At 74.3% G+C, this 16492-nt stretch carries 13 protein-coding genes; 8 read left to right on the top strand and 5 right to left on the bottom strand.

What is annotated here, in order from left to right:
• Positions 1 to 23 precede the first annotated feature (23 nt).
• A complete protein-coding gene (locus ACIBEA_RS15260) occupies positions 24 to 1058 on the bottom strand; it encodes a hypothetical protein (protein WP_399260918.1) in 1035 nt (344 codons plus the stop codon).
• Between the two features lie 128 nt (positions 1059 to 1186).
• On the opposite strand from ACIBEA_RS15260, the gene ACIBEA_RS15255 reads away from it, so the two are divergent.
• Positions 1187 to 1651 (top strand): SRPBCC domain-containing protein, encoded by a 465-nt coding sequence (locus tag ACIBEA_RS15255; RefSeq protein WP_399260916.1) that lies wholly within the window; start codon positions 1187 to 1189, stop codon positions 1649 to 1651.
• Between the two features lie 27 nt (positions 1652 to 1678).
• Here the strand turns inward: ACIBEA_RS15255 and ACIBEA_RS15250 are convergent, their stop codons facing one another.
• The 3 genes from ACIBEA_RS15250 to ACIBEA_RS15240 all read right to left on the bottom strand — a co-directional run bounded on the left by ACIBEA_RS15250 (position 1679) and on the right by ACIBEA_RS15240 (position 5910).
• A complete protein-coding gene (locus ACIBEA_RS15250; protein WP_399260914.1) occupies positions 1679 to 2470 on the bottom strand; it encodes a hypothetical protein in 792 nt (263 codons plus the stop codon).
• Between the two features lie 108 nt (positions 2471 to 2578).
• Positions 2579 to 2803 carry a DUF6243 family protein gene (locus ACIBEA_RS15245; protein WP_399260913.1) on the bottom strand — a complete coding sequence of 75 codons (225 nt, stop codon included), beginning with the start codon at positions 2801 to 2803 and terminating at the stop codon, positions 2579 to 2581.
• A 173-nt stretch (positions 2804 to 2976) separates the two neighbouring features.
• On the bottom strand, positions 2977 to 5910 hold the full coding sequence (locus tag ACIBEA_RS15240) for an AAA family ATPase (protein ID WP_399260911.1): 2934 nt from the start codon (positions 5908 to 5910) through the stop codon (positions 2977 to 2979).
• A gap of 302 nt (positions 5911 to 6212) precedes the next feature.
• Between ACIBEA_RS15240 and ACIBEA_RS15235 the strand changes: the two genes are divergently transcribed.
• The 3 genes from ACIBEA_RS15235 (at position 6213) to ACIBEA_RS15225 (ending at position 9840) form a co-directional block, all read left to right on the top strand.
• Positions 6213 to 6911, top strand: a complete 699-nt coding sequence (locus ACIBEA_RS15235) for a response regulator transcription factor (RefSeq protein WP_399260909.1) — start codon at positions 6213 to 6215, stop codon at positions 6909 to 6911.
• 164 nt (positions 6912 to 7075) lie between these two features.
• Complete coding sequence (locus ACIBEA_RS15230) at positions 7076 to 7777, top strand: DUF4255 domain-containing protein (protein WP_399260907.1); 702 nt, start codon at positions 7076 to 7078, stop codon at positions 7775 to 7777.
• Between the two features lie 20 nt (positions 7778 to 7797).
• Positions 7798 to 9840: an ATP-binding protein gene (locus ACIBEA_RS15225; protein ID WP_399261428.1), complete on the top strand. Its 2043-nt coding sequence runs from the start codon at positions 7798 to 7800 to the stop codon at positions 9838 to 9840.
• A 46-nt stretch (positions 9841 to 9886) separates the two neighbouring features.
• Here ACIBEA_RS15225 and ACIBEA_RS15220 read toward each other — a convergent pair whose 3' ends face one another.
• Positions 9887 to 11275, bottom strand: a complete 1389-nt coding sequence (locus ACIBEA_RS15220) for an RICIN domain-containing protein (protein WP_399260905.1) — start codon at positions 11273 to 11275, stop codon at positions 9887 to 9889.
• Between the two features lie 305 nt (positions 11276 to 11580).
• On the opposite strand from ACIBEA_RS15220, the gene ACIBEA_RS15215 reads away from it, so the two are divergent.
• The 4 genes from ACIBEA_RS15215 (at position 11581) to ACIBEA_RS15200 (ending at position 14365) form a co-directional block, all read left to right on the top strand.
• Positions 11581 to 13188, top strand: coding sequence for a phage tail sheath subtilisin-like domain-containing protein (locus tag ACIBEA_RS15215; protein ID WP_399260903.1), 1608 nt, complete (start codon positions 11581 to 11583; stop codon positions 13186 to 13188).
• A gap of 90 nt (positions 13189 to 13278) precedes the next feature.
• Entirely contained in the window at positions 13279 to 13722 is a 444-nt protein-coding gene (locus tag ACIBEA_RS15210; protein WP_399260901.1) for a phage tail protein, read from the top strand.
• Complete coding sequence (locus tag ACIBEA_RS15205; RefSeq protein ID WP_399260899.1) at positions 13722 to 14210, top strand: hypothetical protein; 489 nt, start codon at positions 13722 to 13724, stop codon at positions 14208 to 14210. The genes ACIBEA_RS15210 and ACIBEA_RS15205 overlap by 1 nt, the downstream gene beginning before the upstream one ends.
• Positions 14207 to 14365 (top strand): DUF6760 family protein, encoded by a 159-nt coding sequence (locus ACIBEA_RS15200; RefSeq protein WP_385781393.1) that lies wholly within the window; start codon positions 14207 to 14209, stop codon positions 14363 to 14365. Before ACIBEA_RS15205 ends, ACIBEA_RS15200 begins: the two co-directional genes overlap by 4 nt.
• Positions 14366 to 16492 lie beyond the last annotated feature (2127 nt).

The raw sequence follows: 16492 nt of genomic DNA, 5'->3' as shown, positions 1-16492 counted from the left end.
GGCTACTGGCGCACCACCGGTGGCTACCGGGAACCCGCGCTCGCCGCGGGCTTCCCCAGCCAATCGGCCTCGGTCGTCCAGAAGAGGCAGCTCGCGCCCAGGTAGCCGCCGGCGAAGTCGGTGAACCGTTGACGGGTGTACGGGAGGCCGGTCCTGGGGTCCTTGGCGCCGATGTCGGGCTCCTGGACGGCCATGGCGACGACGGGGAGGACGTCCTTGTAGGCGTGGAGGAACTTGTAGGAGTTCTTCATCTGCCAGTCCCGGTCCGGGAGGGTGTCCGGTCCGCCGATTCCGATTCCCTTGTCCCTGGCGAGGTCGAACATCTCCTTCATGCGCTTGTGGTCGTCGTCGTCCGGCAGGAAGTTCACGTACTGGACGAAGGGCGTCTTGGTGAAGACCTTCCTGCCGTAGGCCATGTTCTCCAGTTCGGCGTCGATGTAGGACGTGGAGTCGTATCCGGTGCGGTCCTTCTTCGTGTCCACTTCGATCGCGGTCTCGGGCAGGTTCACTCCGCCGAGCCTGCCGTCGAATTTCGCCGCCATGGCCTTCAGCAGCCCCTGGAAGTCCGTCCGCACGTCCTTCTTCCACTGCGCGGCCATGGCGCCGGTGCTCGTGACCACGTCGGGGTTCTCGTCGATCGTCGGGGCGACCCCGCCCTCGTCCTTCACGTACTGGGGGACATTGGCGTTCTCGATGCCGTCCACGTCGAAGAACCGGTCCTGGACCTGGACGAACAGCTTCTTGCCGTGGCCCTGGAGATACGTCAGGGCGTCATCGATCCTCGACCACTTGTACTCGCCCTTGCGACCTTCGAGGGCCTTCCACGGCGCCACCACCTGGACACCGTGAATGTCCGGGCGGTCGATCTTCGCCTTGATGTCCGGGGACTTTCCGGACACGGCTTCCTCGAAATCTCCGAGCGACATGTACAGGTAATCCGTCGGTGCTTTGCCACCGGGGGCCGCGGGGGCCGCGACGGCCACCCCCGCCGTGCTCGTCAGAGCCACTGCCGTCAGCAGGACGGATACCGATACGGGGAGCATGCGCTTCATCGTCATGCGCGGACGCTATGGGGCGATTCTCAGAAGAATATAAGAACGGCTCACAGACGCCGGCCGAACCGGCCGTGCTCGCCGTCGGCCGCGCCGCCGCGGCCGTGGTGGCCTCTGGGGCCATGATCGTGCGTGTGAGTACCGAAGAAGAAGCCGTGGCCTATGCCTGCATGATCGTCCGGAAGCCGGCCGCCACCGCGTTCCGCGCCTTCGCCGACCCCGACGTGACCACCCGGTTCTGGTACAGCGGGAGCAGCGGGCCGATGGTCCCCGGCGCCGAGCTCCAGTGGGAGTGGGAGACGTACGGGGCCAGCGTCCGTGCCCGTGTCACCGCGGTGGAGCAGGACCGGCTGATCCGGTTCGAGTGGGGCAACTACGCGGAGCCGACCCATGTGGAGGTGACCTTCACCCCGCGCCCCGGGCTACCGGAGGCCACCTTCGTCGAGGTGCGCGAGACCGGCTTCCACGGCCAGGGCGCGGACCTCGTGGCGTGGCTCAACAACACCGTCGGCGGGTTCACCACCGCCCTGTGCGCCATGAAGGCCCTGCTGGAACACGACATCGAGATCGGCGCCGTCGCCGACCACCATCCCGCCTGACGGAGGGGGTGGCGGGGGCGGACCGGCTCAACTCCGCGCCTGGAGGGTCTTCGTCAGCAGCCCGCCCGCGACCATCAGGGCGACGCCCAGCCACCAGACGTTGCCGTCGAAGACCAGCACCGCGATGCCGATCGGCACCAGCAGTCCCGCCAGGGGCAGCAGCAGCGAAGCCCGCTTCGGCGCGCTCTCGCCGCGGGCGCGGGCGCGGACCACGCCCGGGTACCAGACGGTGAAGCGCAGGGCGGCGACGATCGCCAGGACCTGGATGATCCAGCCGGTCCAGATGTTGTCGGGATGGTGCAGGACCAGGTCGCCGTAGCCGCCCGCGAGGGCCGCCACCAGGAACGCCAGGCCCCACACGCCGGTGATCACGTAGTTGGTGCGGAGGAAGGCCGGTGCGTGCCACAGCGACGGGTCGACCTGTTCGCGGGCGTATTGGAGGGTGAAGGGCATCCGCACGGCCATCGAGCCGAAGGCGATCACCGTCAGGGTGAGGTTCGCGACCTCCCCCGCGTACGTCTCCAGCCAGCGCAGTGTGCCGTCGCTCGCGAGGGCGCCGATGACGGCCAGCGCGGCGAAGAACACCACGTCGGCCAGCTCCAGCAGCTTCCACGAACCGCCGCGGCGCACGAACCGGCTCAGGGCGATCAGGGCGAGGGCCGTGCCGAGCGCGATCCCGACCGCGATCTCGAAGCGCCCCGGGCCGACCAGCAGCGAGAAGACGATCCACGGGGCCATCCCGACGACCGGGTTCTCCAGGAAGCCGGAGACGGGTCCGGTGGCCGTGCCGTATGCCTCGGAGCGGGTTTCGGAGCGCACCCCTCCAACGTACGCGCCGACCCTCGGGACGCGCGCGGCGGCGGGGGCCGGACCGCTTGCCGCGGGCCGGGCCCGGCCGTGCGGTGGCGGCCCCGCCGCGGCGGTGCGTCAGCTCTGGGCGGTGTCGTCGCTCGCCTGCGCGGCGGCCTCGGCGGCCTCGGCGGCGCGCGCCTTCTCGCGCATCTTGCGCACCAGCTCCGCCTTCTGGTCGGCGGCACCCTGCCGGTCGAGGTTGCGGTGCGGGCCGTTGTTCTGCCGTTCGGCGCGGGACAGCTTCTTGCGATGGCCGCCGCCCTGGCCCACGGGGTTGTTGATGTTCTTGCTGTCGGTCACGAGCTCTCCGGGAATGAGGTGAAGCGATCTGCGGATTCATCGGTGGGGACGGGCGCGGCGGCGTCGTAGGACGTCAGCAGGGGTCCGTCACACCCTCCATCGTAGATCGGCGACCGGACGGACATGACAAGGGACGGATGTCCGGTCGATGCCCGGTCATGGCTCGGTCCCCGTCATCGGCGGGTGCGGGTGCGGGCGAGCGTGGCGGGCAGTTCTGCCCTGCTGCGGATGCCCAGTTTCCGGTAGGTGCTCGTCAGGTGGGTCTCCACGGTGCGCCGGGCCAGGTGGAGGAGGTCGGCTATCTCGGTGTTCGTCCTGCCCGCCGCGGCCAGTTCGGCGATGCGGCGTTCGCTGTCGGTCAGTGCCGCCGAACCGGTCCGCGCCGCGGTCGGGACCCGGGCGCCGCCCTCGCGCAGGGCCTGCTCGGCCAGCGCCAGCAGCCGCAGGCCGCCCTTGCGCTCGGCCAGGTCGGCCGCCTCGCGCAGCCGGTCACGGGCGCGGGCGCGTTCGCCGGCGGCGAGGAGCTGGCGGCCTTGGGCGAGGAGGGCCTCGACCAGTTCCATCCCGGCGTCGGCGGGTGCGTCCCTGAGGGTGCCGACCGCTTCCTCGGCGAGCTCCAGGCCCCGACGGCCACCGGTCGCGGTGCCGAGGACGCGCAGCGCGCGCCCCACCGTGCGCGGGGTGTTCCACACCCGCGCCAGCCGCAGCTCCTCGGCGGCCAGGGCCAGGGCCTCCTGATCGCCGCCGAAGGCGAGCCGGCACTGGGCGACGGCGGTCCGCCAGGGGGTGACGACCGGGCTGAACACCTCACGGGCGCTCTGCCGGCGGCCGCATTCCAGGAAGTCGTGCAGCGCGCCCGCCGGGTCGCCGGCGGCGAGGCGCTGCACCCCCCGCGCGTAGAGGAAGCGGTTCAGCTCCCACGACTCCGGGGCCCGGCTGAGGTCGAAGGCCTCGGCCAGCCGTCGGGCCTCCTCCGGGCGGCCGGTGTGGACGAGCGCCATCAGCACCTGGGCGTCCCGGTTGGAGGGCCCGCCGTGGGCGCGCGCGGCGACGGCCGCACCGTCGCCGCGCACCGCGATCAGCCGGGCCACGTCGCCGCGGGCGGCCGCGATGTCCGCGCGGGTGTTGAGGAGCGCGTCCTCCATGGGGTGGAGCAGAGCGGGGTACTGGCCGACCAGGCCGCGGTCCACGAGCCGCTCGGCCTCGTCGAGTTCGTCGGCCCATTCGGCGACCGCCGCCGCCGTCCCCAGCAGGAACGGCTCGGCCAGCGGGTCGCACGGCTGCGCGAGCAGGGCCCGTACGCGGGTCATGGCCTCGGCGGCCGAGATCAGCCCGGCGGTCGCCTCGTACCGCACCAGCAGGGCCCGGCTGGCGGTGCCGACGAGCTCCGGTGCGTCCTCGCCGCTCGCGGAGAGCCTGCGGTAGGTCTCCTGACGGGAGGCGAGGTCGGCGTCGGACAGCAGCGCGGTGACGGTCTGGACGGTGCGGGCGAGTCCCGGGTGGCCGTCCAGGCCGTCCTCCGTGCGCCGCATCACCTCCAGCGCCGTGGTGACCTCGCCGCGGCCGACCAGGGCCGTGCCGAGGGCCACGGCGGCGCGCACCCGGTCGCGGGGCGCGGCCGGCAGGTACTGGGCCTCGGCCAGCCGGGCGATCGCCACCGTGCCGTCGTCCGAGGCGTACTCCAGCGAGCCCAGTTCGGTCAGCAGACGCTGGCGGTGGTCGTCGGAGAGGGGTTCGTCCAGGGCGCGACGCAGATAGCCCGCGGCGTCGCGGGGGCGGGCGTCGTGCACCGCGACGGTCGCCGCGTCCCGCAGGACGCGCAGGGCCCACGGCAGGCCGTCGCCCGGGGTGCGCAGCAGGTGGGCGGCGACCGTCTCGACGCGCTCGCCGCGACGCAGCATCGTCCTCGCGGCCACCAGGTGCGCCGCCTCCCGCCGGGTGGTGGGCCAGCCGCTCAGCACGGCGTCGCGCAGCAGCCGGTGCGCGAAGCGCGGCAGGCCGGCGGGGTCAGGGCGCAGGAGCCCGATGCGGGTCATCGCGGTGAGCCAGCCCGTGACGCGCGCGGGATCCGCGCCGACCGCTTCCGCGAGGACCCCGGCCACCCCCGGACCCGTCGGAATCCGGGCCTCGGACGGACCGGCCGGGACCCCGGCCGCGAACGGACCCGCCGGGGCGCCGGTCGCTCCCGTGGCCGGATCGGGGTCGGCCGGAGGGCCGGACGCGGCCACGGCCTCGGTGGCGCTCCCGTCGGCCCGGCTCGGGCGGTGCCCGGGTGGGGCCGGCCGGGGCCAGGCCTCCTCCAGGGCGGCCAGGCAGCGCGCCACCTCGGCCGTCGCCGCGCCCGCGCTCTCCAGCCACCACGAGACGGCCGCCGGGTAGCTGCCGGGGTACAGCGCGGCGCAGGTGTCCGGCAGCAGCGGGATCGCTTCCGGTGCGCCGCCGAGGTCGTGGAGCAGGGCGTGCAGGAGCAGTGGGTTGCCCGCGCCGGCCCGCACGACCTCCGCCGTCCCCTCGGGTCCGGCCGTCGGCAGGGCGGTGCGGACGAGTTCCGCGGCGGCCGCGTCGCCGAGCGGGTCGATGGTGTGGGTGTGGACGAGCGAGGGCGACAGCGACCGGGCGAGCCCGGAGCGCCGGGGGCCGATGTCGTACTGGCTGCGCTCGCCCGCCACGAGTAATACGGGTAATCGGTCGATGTGACGCACCGCTTCGCGCAGCCAGCGGCGTGACGCGGAGTCGGCGAGGTGGACGTCGTCGACCGCCATCAGGAGCGGTCCCTCGGCCGCGTACGAGCGCAGCAGCCGCCACAGTCGGGCGGCGTTCCCCCGGTCGACGTGGTCGGGCACGAGGTCGATGAAGTCCGGCACCGGGCCCAGGAGTTGCAGCACCGTGGCGAAGGGCACACCGGTGTCCTCCGGCGAGCACCGCGCCGACAGCACCCGCATGCCCAGCCCCTCGGCCTCCCGCACGGCGCCTTCCAGCACGGCGGTGCGGCCGGTGCCGGTGGCGCCCTGGAGGAGTACCAGGGAACCGGATCCGGAACGGGCCCGCTCCGCCCGGTCCGCGAGGAGCGCCCGGGCGCCTTGGCGCTCGTGGAGTGGTGTGGTCATCGGTACCTCCGTGGGCAAGGGTGTGCTCCGCCGCCAGATGAGACGACCGGGCCCGCGGCGTGGTGACCCGAAGTGGCGCACCTCACTTCCGCTGGCCACGGCCGGCCCGAGACCGAGGGGCACCGCCGTGACCTGCGGCGACGCGCACGGAACGGGCCGGCCTCGTGGTCATCACCACCGCGCTCTCGTGGTGGGGCCCGTGGTCGTCCACGATTGCCCCGCCGGTGGCGCCCGAAGAAGTGTGGGGGAGCTCATCGGCTACCGGCCCGAGCCGCACGACGGGCCGCTGCATAGGGGAAACGTTGCTCGACTCACCCCGGACCATCACCCTGCCCTCCGCCACCACGCCCTCCGCCGGTACGGGACCGCACGCCGGCTCCACGGACCGGCGCGTGCCCGTGGCCGTGTACGCCGCTGACCCGATCAGCCTGGAGGGGACGGTCGGCCAGCTGCGCAGACGCCCCGAGGTCGAGCTGCGCGAGGAGTCCGGTCCGGACACGGTGGCCCTGCTCGTGGTGGACGCCCTCGACGATGCCGCGCTGACCCGGCTGCGCCGCCTCGTGCGCGGCGAGGGCGCACGCGCCGTTCTCGTGGTGGGCGCGATGCGGGAGAGCGAGCTGCTGGACGTGATGGAGTGCGGGATCGGCGCGATCGTCCGGCGCCGCGACGCCACGGCCGAGCGGCTGGTGCGGGCGGTGCTCGCCGCGTCCCGCGGCGACAGCGATCTGCCCGCCGATCTCCTGGGTCGGCTCATCCACCAGCTGGGCACGCTCCACCGGGGTGCGGCCGGCCGGACCGGTCCGCCGGCCCTCGGGCTCACGCCGCGCGAGGTGGACGTCCTGCGTCTGGTCGCCGAGGGCTTCGACACCGCCGAGATCGCGGGCAAGTTGGCTTATTCCGAACGGACCGTCAAGAACGTCGTGCACGGCCTCACCATCCGGCTCCACCTGCGCAATCGTGCGCACGCCGTGGCCTTCGCCTTCAGGGAGGGCTACATCTGAGCGTTCGGGCAACCGCGGGCGCCGGTGGGTGTCCGCGCGGGCAGGGGCGGCTGCCCCGCCGTCGTCCCCCGCGCTCCTGCCGCCCGGGTGCCGCCCGGGGGACGATCGGCGCAGGACGACGGCCCGGGCACGACCGGCCGTGCGGGCAGGGCGGGAGTACGGGCGTGATCCACGAAGTGGACGAGGTGCTCAAGGGCCTCCTCGGCGGCGGGGCGTTGGCGGGTTCGGGCATCGAGGTGTCCTTCGAGGCACCGACCCGGGACTGGGCGGCCCGGCGCAACGCCCCCGTGGTCAACACCTACCTGTACGACATCCGGGAGGACGTGGCCCGGCGCCAGCGCGGTCGGACGGAGGTGCGCGACGATCGGGACGTGGTCGTGCGGCGCAGTCAACCGCCGCGCTGGTTCAAGCTGTCGTACCTGGTGACCGCGTGGACGAAGACCCCACAGGACGAGCACCGGTTGTTGTCCGCCGTACTCGCGACGCTGCTGCCCCGCGAGGTGCTGCCGCCGGAGGAACTACCGGGCTCCCTGCGGGCGCTGGGGCTCTCCGTGCAGCTGACGGCGGCCGGCGTGCAGACGGAGGCACGCTCGCTCGCGGAGATCTGGTCCGCGCTCGGCGGCGAGCTGAAACCCTCGCTGGACCTGGTGGTGACCGCGCCCTTCCCGGCCTTCCCCGAGTACGAGGCGGGGCCGCCGGTCACCGAGGGCGCGACCGTCCGGCTGGGCGGGATGGACGGCGACCCGGCGGCGACCGGGGGCCGTTCGCACCGTCCCCACCAGGTGGCGGCCGCCCGGGCGGCCCGGGCCGACGCCGGCGGCGCGCCCCTTCCCCGGGAGACCTCCCGCCGCTCGGACGCGCGGTGAACGCCCCCTACGCCGGCCCGATCCCGCAGCCGGCGGCCGACACCGGCGATCCAGGCGACCCGGGCCGTGGGCTGCTCGATCGCCTCGACGCCTTGCGCGGGCGGGTGTCGGCGCTGGTCGAACGGCGGACCGCCGGTGATCCGACCGCCGACGACCCGCTGCGCGGTCTCTACCTGTCCGACGAGGCGGTCCACCACGTGCTCGATACCTGGCCCCCGATGTCCGACGTTGCCGCCGGATCCGACCGGAACATGATCGCGGCGCCGTCGCAGGGCCCCGGGACAGGGACGGACCGGATGGCCCGGCTGGCCGGGCGGGCGGGCCTCGGCGCGCTCGACGTCGCCGTCGTGCTCGTCGCCCTCGCTCCCGACGTCGACCGGACCTTCGAACCCCTCTACGGCTACCTCAACGACGACGTGAGCAGGCGCCGGGCCACGGTCGGTCTCGCCCTCGAACTCTGCGGGGTGCCCGCCCGGTCCGCCACTGCCCGGGCCCGGCTGCACCCGTCCGCGCCCCTCCTGACTCTCGGCCTGCTGGAGGTCATCGAGCCCGAACGCCCTTTCCTGACCCGCTCGTTGCGCGTGCCCGACCGGCTGACCGGCCATCTCCTCGGTGACGACACCCCGGACGCGGCCCTGCTCGGCCTGGTGCGCCCGATGCCGGATCCGCTGCCCGGCGACCGTACGGCCGAGCAGTTCACCCACCGGCTCGCGGCCCTCCTGGCGGCCGCTCCCGCCACCGTCTACCTGCGGGAACAGCGCGAGGGCGACGGCCTGGCCGCCTACGCCTCGGCGTTGCGCGCCGCGGGCCTGGACGGGCTGTGCTGCGCCGAGCCGGGCGAACACGTCGCCGAGCTGCTGCGCGAGGCCCGCCTCAGCGGCCGGGCCGTCGTCGTCCCGGCACTGCCCGAGGCGCCCGGCCCACTGGTTCGGGCGCTCGTCGCGGCGCCGGACGTGACGGTGCTGCTGGCCGGGCCCCGGCCGTACGACCCCCACTGGGCCCCCGAGGACCCCTTGGTCCTGGACGCGCCGGACCGCCGGGACGGAGGGACCGCCGCGTGGCGGGCCGCGCTGGGCACCGACGTCACCGGCGACGCCGCCGACGGCTTCGACCTGGCCGCGACGGTCGCCCCGTACCGCCTCGGCGGGGACCGGATACGGCGGGCCGCGCGGGCGGCCCGGGCGCTGGCCGCCTTCGACGGCGCACCGCTCACCGCCGCTCACGTACGGCGGGCCGCCCGCCGCCAGTCGGCCTCGGGGCTGGAGAGCCACACCCGCCGCATCCGGCCGGCCGTGGACTGGGGGGACCTGGTCCTGCCCGCGGGCCCCCTGACGCAGCTGCGCGAACTGGCCCTACGGGCCCGCCACCGCGACCGGGTGCTCGGCGACTGGCGGCTCAGCGCCGGCGGGGGGCGCGGGCGGGGCGTACTCGGTCTGTTCGCCGGGGAGTCCGGGACCGGCAAGACGCTGTCGGCGGAGGTCGTCGCCGCCGATCTCGGACTCGACCTGTACGTGGTCCAGTTGTCGTCGATCGTGGACAAGTACGTCGGTGAGACCGAGAAGAACCTGGAGCGGATCTTCACGGAGGCGGACCGGACCGACGCCGTGCTGCTCTTCGACGAGGCGGACGCCGTCTTCGGCAAGCGCTCCGAGGTCAAGGACGCCCACGACCGCTACGCCAACATGGAGAGCTCCTACCTGCTCCAACGGTTGGAGTCCTTCGACGGGATCGCGCTGCTCACCACGAACCTGCGCGCGAACATCGACGCGGCCTTCACCCGACGCCTCGACCTGGTGGTCGACTTCCCGTTCCCGGACGCGGGGCAGCGTCTCGCGCTGTGGCGGCACGGGCTGGCGCACGTACCGTCCGCCGACGGGATCGACCCGGCTCCGCTGGCTCGGGACTTCGAGCTGGCCGGCGGCTCCATCCGCAGTGCGGTGGTGACCGCCGCCTACCTCGCCGCCGGTCGGGGCGACGAGGTGACGGCGCAGGACCTCCTGGAGGGTGCCCGCCGGGAGTACCGCAAGGCGGGGCGGCTGGTACCGGGCGAAGGCGGCTGGTGATCCGGCCCACGGTGATCCGGCGACCCGCGATCCGGCCGACCCGCGATCAGCCGGTCTTGGGGTGGACGATCTTCCACTCCTGGTTGCCCGTGTTGGTGCAGTCGGCGATGTCCAGCCGGTCGTCGACGGCCCCGCCCTTCACGTTCAGGCACTTGTTGTTGCTCGCGTAGTTGCGGATCCAGTAGTCGCCGCTCTCCTGTACGGCGATCCACCACAGTTGGTTGTCAGCGGTGGTTCCGTCGCAGGTGAACTCGCCGATGCCGGTCCCCACGGGCCGGCCGTCGTACTCGCCGAGGTCCATGCAGAGCTGGTCCTTGACGTTGCGGATCTGGAAGAGGGGGGTGCCGCCGGGGCCGAGCTCCGGATACTTCACCTCCAGGTTCCACAGCTGGTTGTCCGCCGTGGTGCCGATGCAACCGGCTTGCGCGACGGGCTGGTTGATCCGGCCCTTGTCGACCCCCGACAGGTCGGCGCACATGCGGGTGGCGGCATTGCGCAGCAGGACCTTCTCGGCGGGCACCACGGGCGCCGGGGCCGCGGGCTTCGCGGACTTCCCTCCCCCGCCGTCGGCGCCCGGCTTCTCGGCCTTGGGTGCTTCGGGGGTGGCGCTGGGCGAGGGCGGGGGCGGCGGGGCGAGGGGCTGGGTGGTCGGCAGCACGGTGCCGGCCTGCTCGGTCGCCTCGGTGGCCGCCGTGCGGACCTGCGGGTCGTAGGCCATCCAGATCATCACGAAGGCGACGGCCAGGGCGAGCAGCAGCCCGAAGGAGGTGGCCAGCCAGCGCGGGAGGAAGCCGCGCTGGACGTAGGTCCCCTCGACCTCCAGCGGCTCGGCCCCGGAGCGGCGCACCGCCAGGGTGTACGGCCGCTCCTCCTTGGAACCGAACCAGACGATCTGCCGGGGCCGCAGGGTCGTGTCGACGAACGCGGCGCGCCCGGCGTCGATCTGGACGCTCCCGGGACGGATCTCGTAGGTGAGGTGGTCCCCGGTGTCGCCGCCCGTGATCGATGCCGTCACCTTGGTGTTGCCGAGGTTGTCCACCGCCAGCCTGGGGCGTCCGCGCAGGCGTCCCTTGACGGTCGGCGGCACGAGTTCGGCGCGCACCTCGGTGAAGGCGGTGACGGTCAGGTTCCCTTCGGGGACCGTCACGGCCTCGGGGTGCTCGGTCGGTGTGACGCGCACCGCGTACGGGTTCGGGCCGGCCGTGGCGTCGGGGGTGCGGGGCGGTGCGAAGGTCAGCTCCACCGTGCCGGTGGTGCCCGGGTACAACCGCAGGGTCGCCGGTTCCACCGTCGTCCAGGGCGCAGCGTCGCCGACGGGTTCGAAGCGGTACTCGTCCACCACGTCACCGGTGTTGCGCACGCGCAGCCGTACGCGCGTACTGCTGCCCGGGTCGACGGTGACGGAGGCGGGTTCCAGGGAAGTCCATAGGCTCACCCCCCGCACGCTAACCGCGGCCCCACCGCCGGCCAGGAGCCGCAGGGGCAGACCCCGGGGCAGCCCGCGCGGTCCGCGCCGGCGCGAGCCGCTGCCCGGGCCGCCGGCACCTCCCTCACCACTGCTTCCGTTGCTGCTCCTGCGCCGCTCCTGTCGCTACCCCTGCCACTGCCCCTGCGGGTACCCGTCCAGGCAGCGGCGGGGGCAACGACGGTGCCCCCGTGCAGGTACCGGGGGACGTTTCGAGGGGGCGGTGCGCGCGTCAAGGTGGTGGTGTCCTGTCTCGTACCCGAGGAGAGCAGAGCATGCCGTCCTACCTGTCACCCGGCGTCTACGTCGAGGAGGTGGCCAGCGGTTCGCGCCCCATCGAGGGGGTCGGCACGTCGGTGGCGGCCTTCGTCGGTCTGGCTCCGACCGGCCCGCTCAACGAGCCCACGCTGGTGACCAACTGGACCCAGTACGTCGCGGCCTTCGGCGACTTCACCGACGGCTACTACCTCGCGCACTCCGTCTACGGGTTCTTCAACAACGGCGGTTCGGCCGCGTACGTCGTGCGCGTCGGCGGGTCCGCCGGGGACGCCGCCGCTCAGGGCCAGGACCACGGCCGGGCGTCCGCGCCCGCCGCCGTCACCGGTGCGTCCGCCCGGCCCCCGCTGCCCGCCGCCCCGTCCCGCCCGCTCGGTTCCTTCGCCGTGGCCGCCGTCGCGGAGGGCCTCGGCCCGTTGTCCGTCGAGGTCGCCGACCCGGAGGGGGAAGGGCCGGCCGAGCGGTTCAAGCTGATCGTCAAGGACGGCGACAAGCCGGTCGAGACCTTCGACGTGAGCGCGAAGAAGGGCAACCGGTCCTACGTCGTCACGCACGTCAAGGAGCATTCCCGGCTCATCACCGTGACCGAGGCCGCGCCGTCCGGGCAGTTGGCGCGACCGGAGAACCAGACGGTGGACCTGCCGGCGCCCCCGGCCGCCCCGGCCCTCCCCGCCGACCGGGGCGGCGAGGACTCCCACCCCGGCCCCGCGCAGTACCTCGGCGACTCGGCGGACCGTACGGGCTTCGGCGGCTTGGAGGCCGTCGACGAGATCTCCATGGTCGCCGTGCCCGACCTGATGTCCGCCTACCAGCGCGGTGCGATCGACCTGGAGGCCGTCAAGGCGGTCCAACTCGGCCTGATCGCGCACTGCGAGCTGATGGGCGACCGGGTCGCGATCATCGACCCGCCGCCCGGCATGAACGCCCGCTCCATCCGGGTCTGGCGCCAGGAGACGGCCAACTACGACTCCAAGTACGCGGCCCTGTACTACCCGTGGATCAAGTCCTTCGACCCGGCGACCGGGCAGTCGCGCCTGGTCCCGCCGAGCGGTCACGTCGCCGGCATCTGGGCCCGCAACGACAGCGAGCGCGGTGTCCACAAGGCCCCCGCCAACGAGGTCGTGCGCGGCGCGGTCGACCTCGAACTCCAGATCACCCGCGGCGAACAGGACCTGCTCAACCCGATCGGCGTGAACTGCATCCGGGCCTTCCCCGGCCGCGGCATCCGCGTCTGGGGAGCGCGCACCCTCTCCTCCGACCCGGCCTGGCGCTACCTGAACATCCGCCGGTACTTCAACTACCTGGAGGAGTCGATCCTGATCGGCACCCAGTGGGTGGTGTTCGAGCCGAACGACCACAACCTCTGGGCGCGCATCCGCCGCAACGTCTCCGCGTTCCTGGTCAACGAGTGGCGCGGTGGCGCCCTGTTCGGGCAGAGCCCCGAGCAGGCCTACTACGTCAAGTGCGACGAGGAGACGAACCCGCCGGAGTCGGTCGACCTCGGCCGGGTCGTCTGCGAGATCGGCATCTCACCGGTGAAGCCCGCCGAGTTCGTCATCTTCCGGCTCGCGCAGTTCTCCGGCGGCAACGGGGAGCTGGAGGAGTAACCGGGCGCGGAGCCCGCCTCCGGCCCCGTCGTTTCTCCGTACCCCTCCGCGCAACTCCCGTCGTGAAGTCGTGAAAAGGACAGCGAACACATGAGCCTCCAGCCGGGTGACGCCCTCACGTCACACAACTTCGGCCTCCAGATCGACGGGGTGATGGTCGAGTACCTCGCCGAGATCAGCGGTCTCACCCTCGAACAGGACGTCATCACCTACCAGCAGAACAGCGCGCAGGGCCGGCCCGAGGTGGCGCTGCTGCCGGGCGTCCAGAAGAACGGCCAGTGCACGGTCGTGCGCGGCATGACCCAGTCGGCGTCCTTCACCGAGTGGATCAACGACTCGATCCGCGGCCAGATGAGCACGGCCCGCAAGAACGCCTCCATCATCATGATGGACTACCAGGACAACCCGGTGAAGCGCTACAACCTGCGCAACGCCTGGTGCAGCAAGATCGAGACGAGCACGGTGAAGGCCGGCGAGGCCGCGGCGCTGACCGAGTCGGTCACCATCGTGTTCGAAGAACTGGTCATCGAGTAATGCGCCGTTCGACGACCAGGGTCGCGGCGGGGGCGGACCTTCCCCCCTCGGCCCCCGCCGCCGCGCCCGCCCCTGCCGCGCCCACCGGCCCGTCGGCGGAGCCGGCACCCGGGTGGTCCCTGCGCACCGAGTTCCCCTTCGAGCTGCCGCGGGGGTACGTGGACGAGGCGGGCACCGTGCACCGGGACGGTGTCATGCGGCTGTCCACGGCGCGCGACGAGCTGGTCCCGCTGCGGGACGTGCGCGTGCAGGAGAACCCCGCCTACCTCTCGGTGGTGCTGCTCGGCCGGGTCATCGTCAGGCTGGGCACGCTGGCGATGGTGCACGACGGGATCGTGGAGAACATGTTCGCCTCGGACCTGGCGTTCCTCCAGGACTTCTACCGCCAGATCAACGCGGAGGGCCACACCCGCGCGGCCGTGCGGTGTCCGCACTGCGCGGAGCCCTTCGAGGTGGAGCTCGGCGGGAGCCGCCTGGGGGAATCGTGACGTACGCGACCGACCGGCTGCACGAGGAGATCGCGTACGTGGCCTTCCACTTCCACTGGGAACTGGAGGCGATCTTGGACCTGGAGCACCAGGACCGGCGCCGGTACACCGAACAGATCGCGTCGTTCGTGACGCGCGCCGCACCGGAGGGCTGAGCAGGTGGCATTCCTGGACCGGCTGCGGGGGAAGCGGAGCGGCCGCGGTGCGTCGGCGCCCGGCGGCTCGCCCGCTCCGGGCGCCGTGGCCCCGGCCCCGGTGCCCGCGCCTTCCGCGCCCCCGGTGGCCGTTGCCGCCTGGGCCGGGCTGCCGCCGTTGCGGCGGGCGACGGACGGCGCTGCGACGGGTGTCGCGGACGCCGGTTTCGGCGGGCGGCTGGCGACCTGGCAGGACCCGGCTTTCACCCGGGGACCCTCCCCGGCGGTACTGGATCCCGCGGCGGGCGGCGGGCTGCTCCCGGGTGCGGTGGCCGGGGCGGCCGGGCCCGTCGTGGGGCTCGGCCGCCCCGCGCCCGCCCTGCCGTTCCCCGCGGCCGGCGTGCCCGCCGTGCAGCGCGTGCCGTCGCCTGCCGCCGGCGTGCCCGCCGTGCAGCGCGTGCCGGTGGCTCCGCTCCGGGCGGTCCCGGTGGCGTCCCCCGTGCCGGGGGCCCCCGCGGCGCGCACGGGCACCCGCCCCATCGGGTCCGCCCCGGCGGGCCGTGCACCGGCCCCGGCGCGGGAAGTGGCCCGTGGGGCGATGACCGCCACGACGGTGACCGCAGCCCCGGCGGACCGCACCCCGGCTCCGGCACGGGAGCCGGCTCGTAGGGTGGCGCCCACCCCAGCCGTGACCACAGCCCCGGTAGGCCGCGCACCGGCTCCCACGCGGGATCCGGCCCCCAGGCCGTCTCTTTCGGATCTTGCCGGGCCCGCGGCGTCCGGCACGGCACCGGACGCCGCGGGCTCGACCGACAGGATCCGAACGAGACGGCCTAGGGCAGTGAACGGCCCGGCCGTGACCGTGGCCGCGGCGGACCGCGCCCCAACCGCGGTACGGGAGACGGCCCGTGGGGCGATGACCGGCCCGGCCGTGACCGCAGCCCCGGTAGGCCGCGCACCGGCTCCCGTGCGTAGGCCGGCCCCTGGGGCGGTGTCCGCACCGGCGCCGGCGGCCTCCCGGGGGATCCGGGTGACCCCCGTACCGCCGGCTGCGCCGCGGACCCGGCAGCTGCTGTCGAAGGCGCCTCCCGTACACGCGACCGTCCAGCGGACGCTGCCGGCAGCGCACCGGCCCGCGTCGCTGCCGACGGAGTCCCGGGAGGCCACGGCGGCATCCGGCCCGGCAAGCCCCGCGGCCCCGATGACCCCTGCGATTGCGGTGACCGCAGCGGCCCCCGCGCCCCAGGCGATTCCGGTGACGCCAGGGACCCCGATGGCCTCGCTGACCCCTGCGACCCCGGCCATCCCGGCCATCCCGGCGGCAGCCGGCCCGGCGACCGCGTCGGGCGGTGTTCCCCGGGGCGGCCCGGCCGCGGGTTCCGTCGGCGCTGCCGGGGACGCTCCGCCCACGGGCGGCCCCGTCGTCACGTCCGCGCCGCAGATCGCCCCCGCGGCTCAGGACGGTCCGGTACGGGGTGCCCCGCCGCGGCCGACGAGCGCGGAGCGCACGGCTCCGGCTGCCCGCCGTCCGGGGCTCGGCGCGCCGGTGCAGCGCAGCGCGGTGCGCTGGCCCGAGGGTTCCGCACCGCGCACGGACGCCCCCGAAGTCCCGGGCACGCGAGGGCCGTCGGTGTCCGGGCCAGCGACCGCCGCACAGCCGGCGCCGCCCCGGCAGGAGCCGCCGCGCACCGGCGTCTCCGGCCCCGCGCGGGCGGCGGACCCCGCGCCGCCCTCCCCACCCCCGGCCGGGGGTGGGGCCGTTCGGCGATCGGCGAACGAACCCGTGCAGGTCGTACAGGTCGGCGAGCGCCCTGCCACCGCATGGCCCACCGTCCAACGGGCGGTCGGATCCCACGTCCCCACGCCCGGCAGGCGCCCTGCCCCGGAGGCACCCGCTCCGGCGGCGCCCCGTCCGGCCTCTCCCGGCACCTCGCCCGCCGGGTCCGCTGCCGCTCCCCCGCGGACGACCGCTTCCGGCACCCCGCCCGTCCAGCGGACCTCGACCCAGCGCGCCAACCGGCCTGCCGAGCCCAGCGTCCCGGCGGCCGGCCCCGGCACACCCACGACACCCCCCGCCATCCGCCCCGACCGGCCGGCACCCGCTCACCACATCCCGACCGTCCAGCAGACCTCGACCCCACCCGCCGG

The organism is Streptomyces sp. NPDC051555 (assembly GCF_044454405.1).
GTDB lineage: Bacteria > Actinomycetota > Actinomycetes > Streptomycetales > Streptomycetaceae > Streptomyces.
The sequence above is the reverse complement of the archived record's forward strand: the minus strand, read 5'-3'. Positions and strand labels throughout refer to the sequence as shown.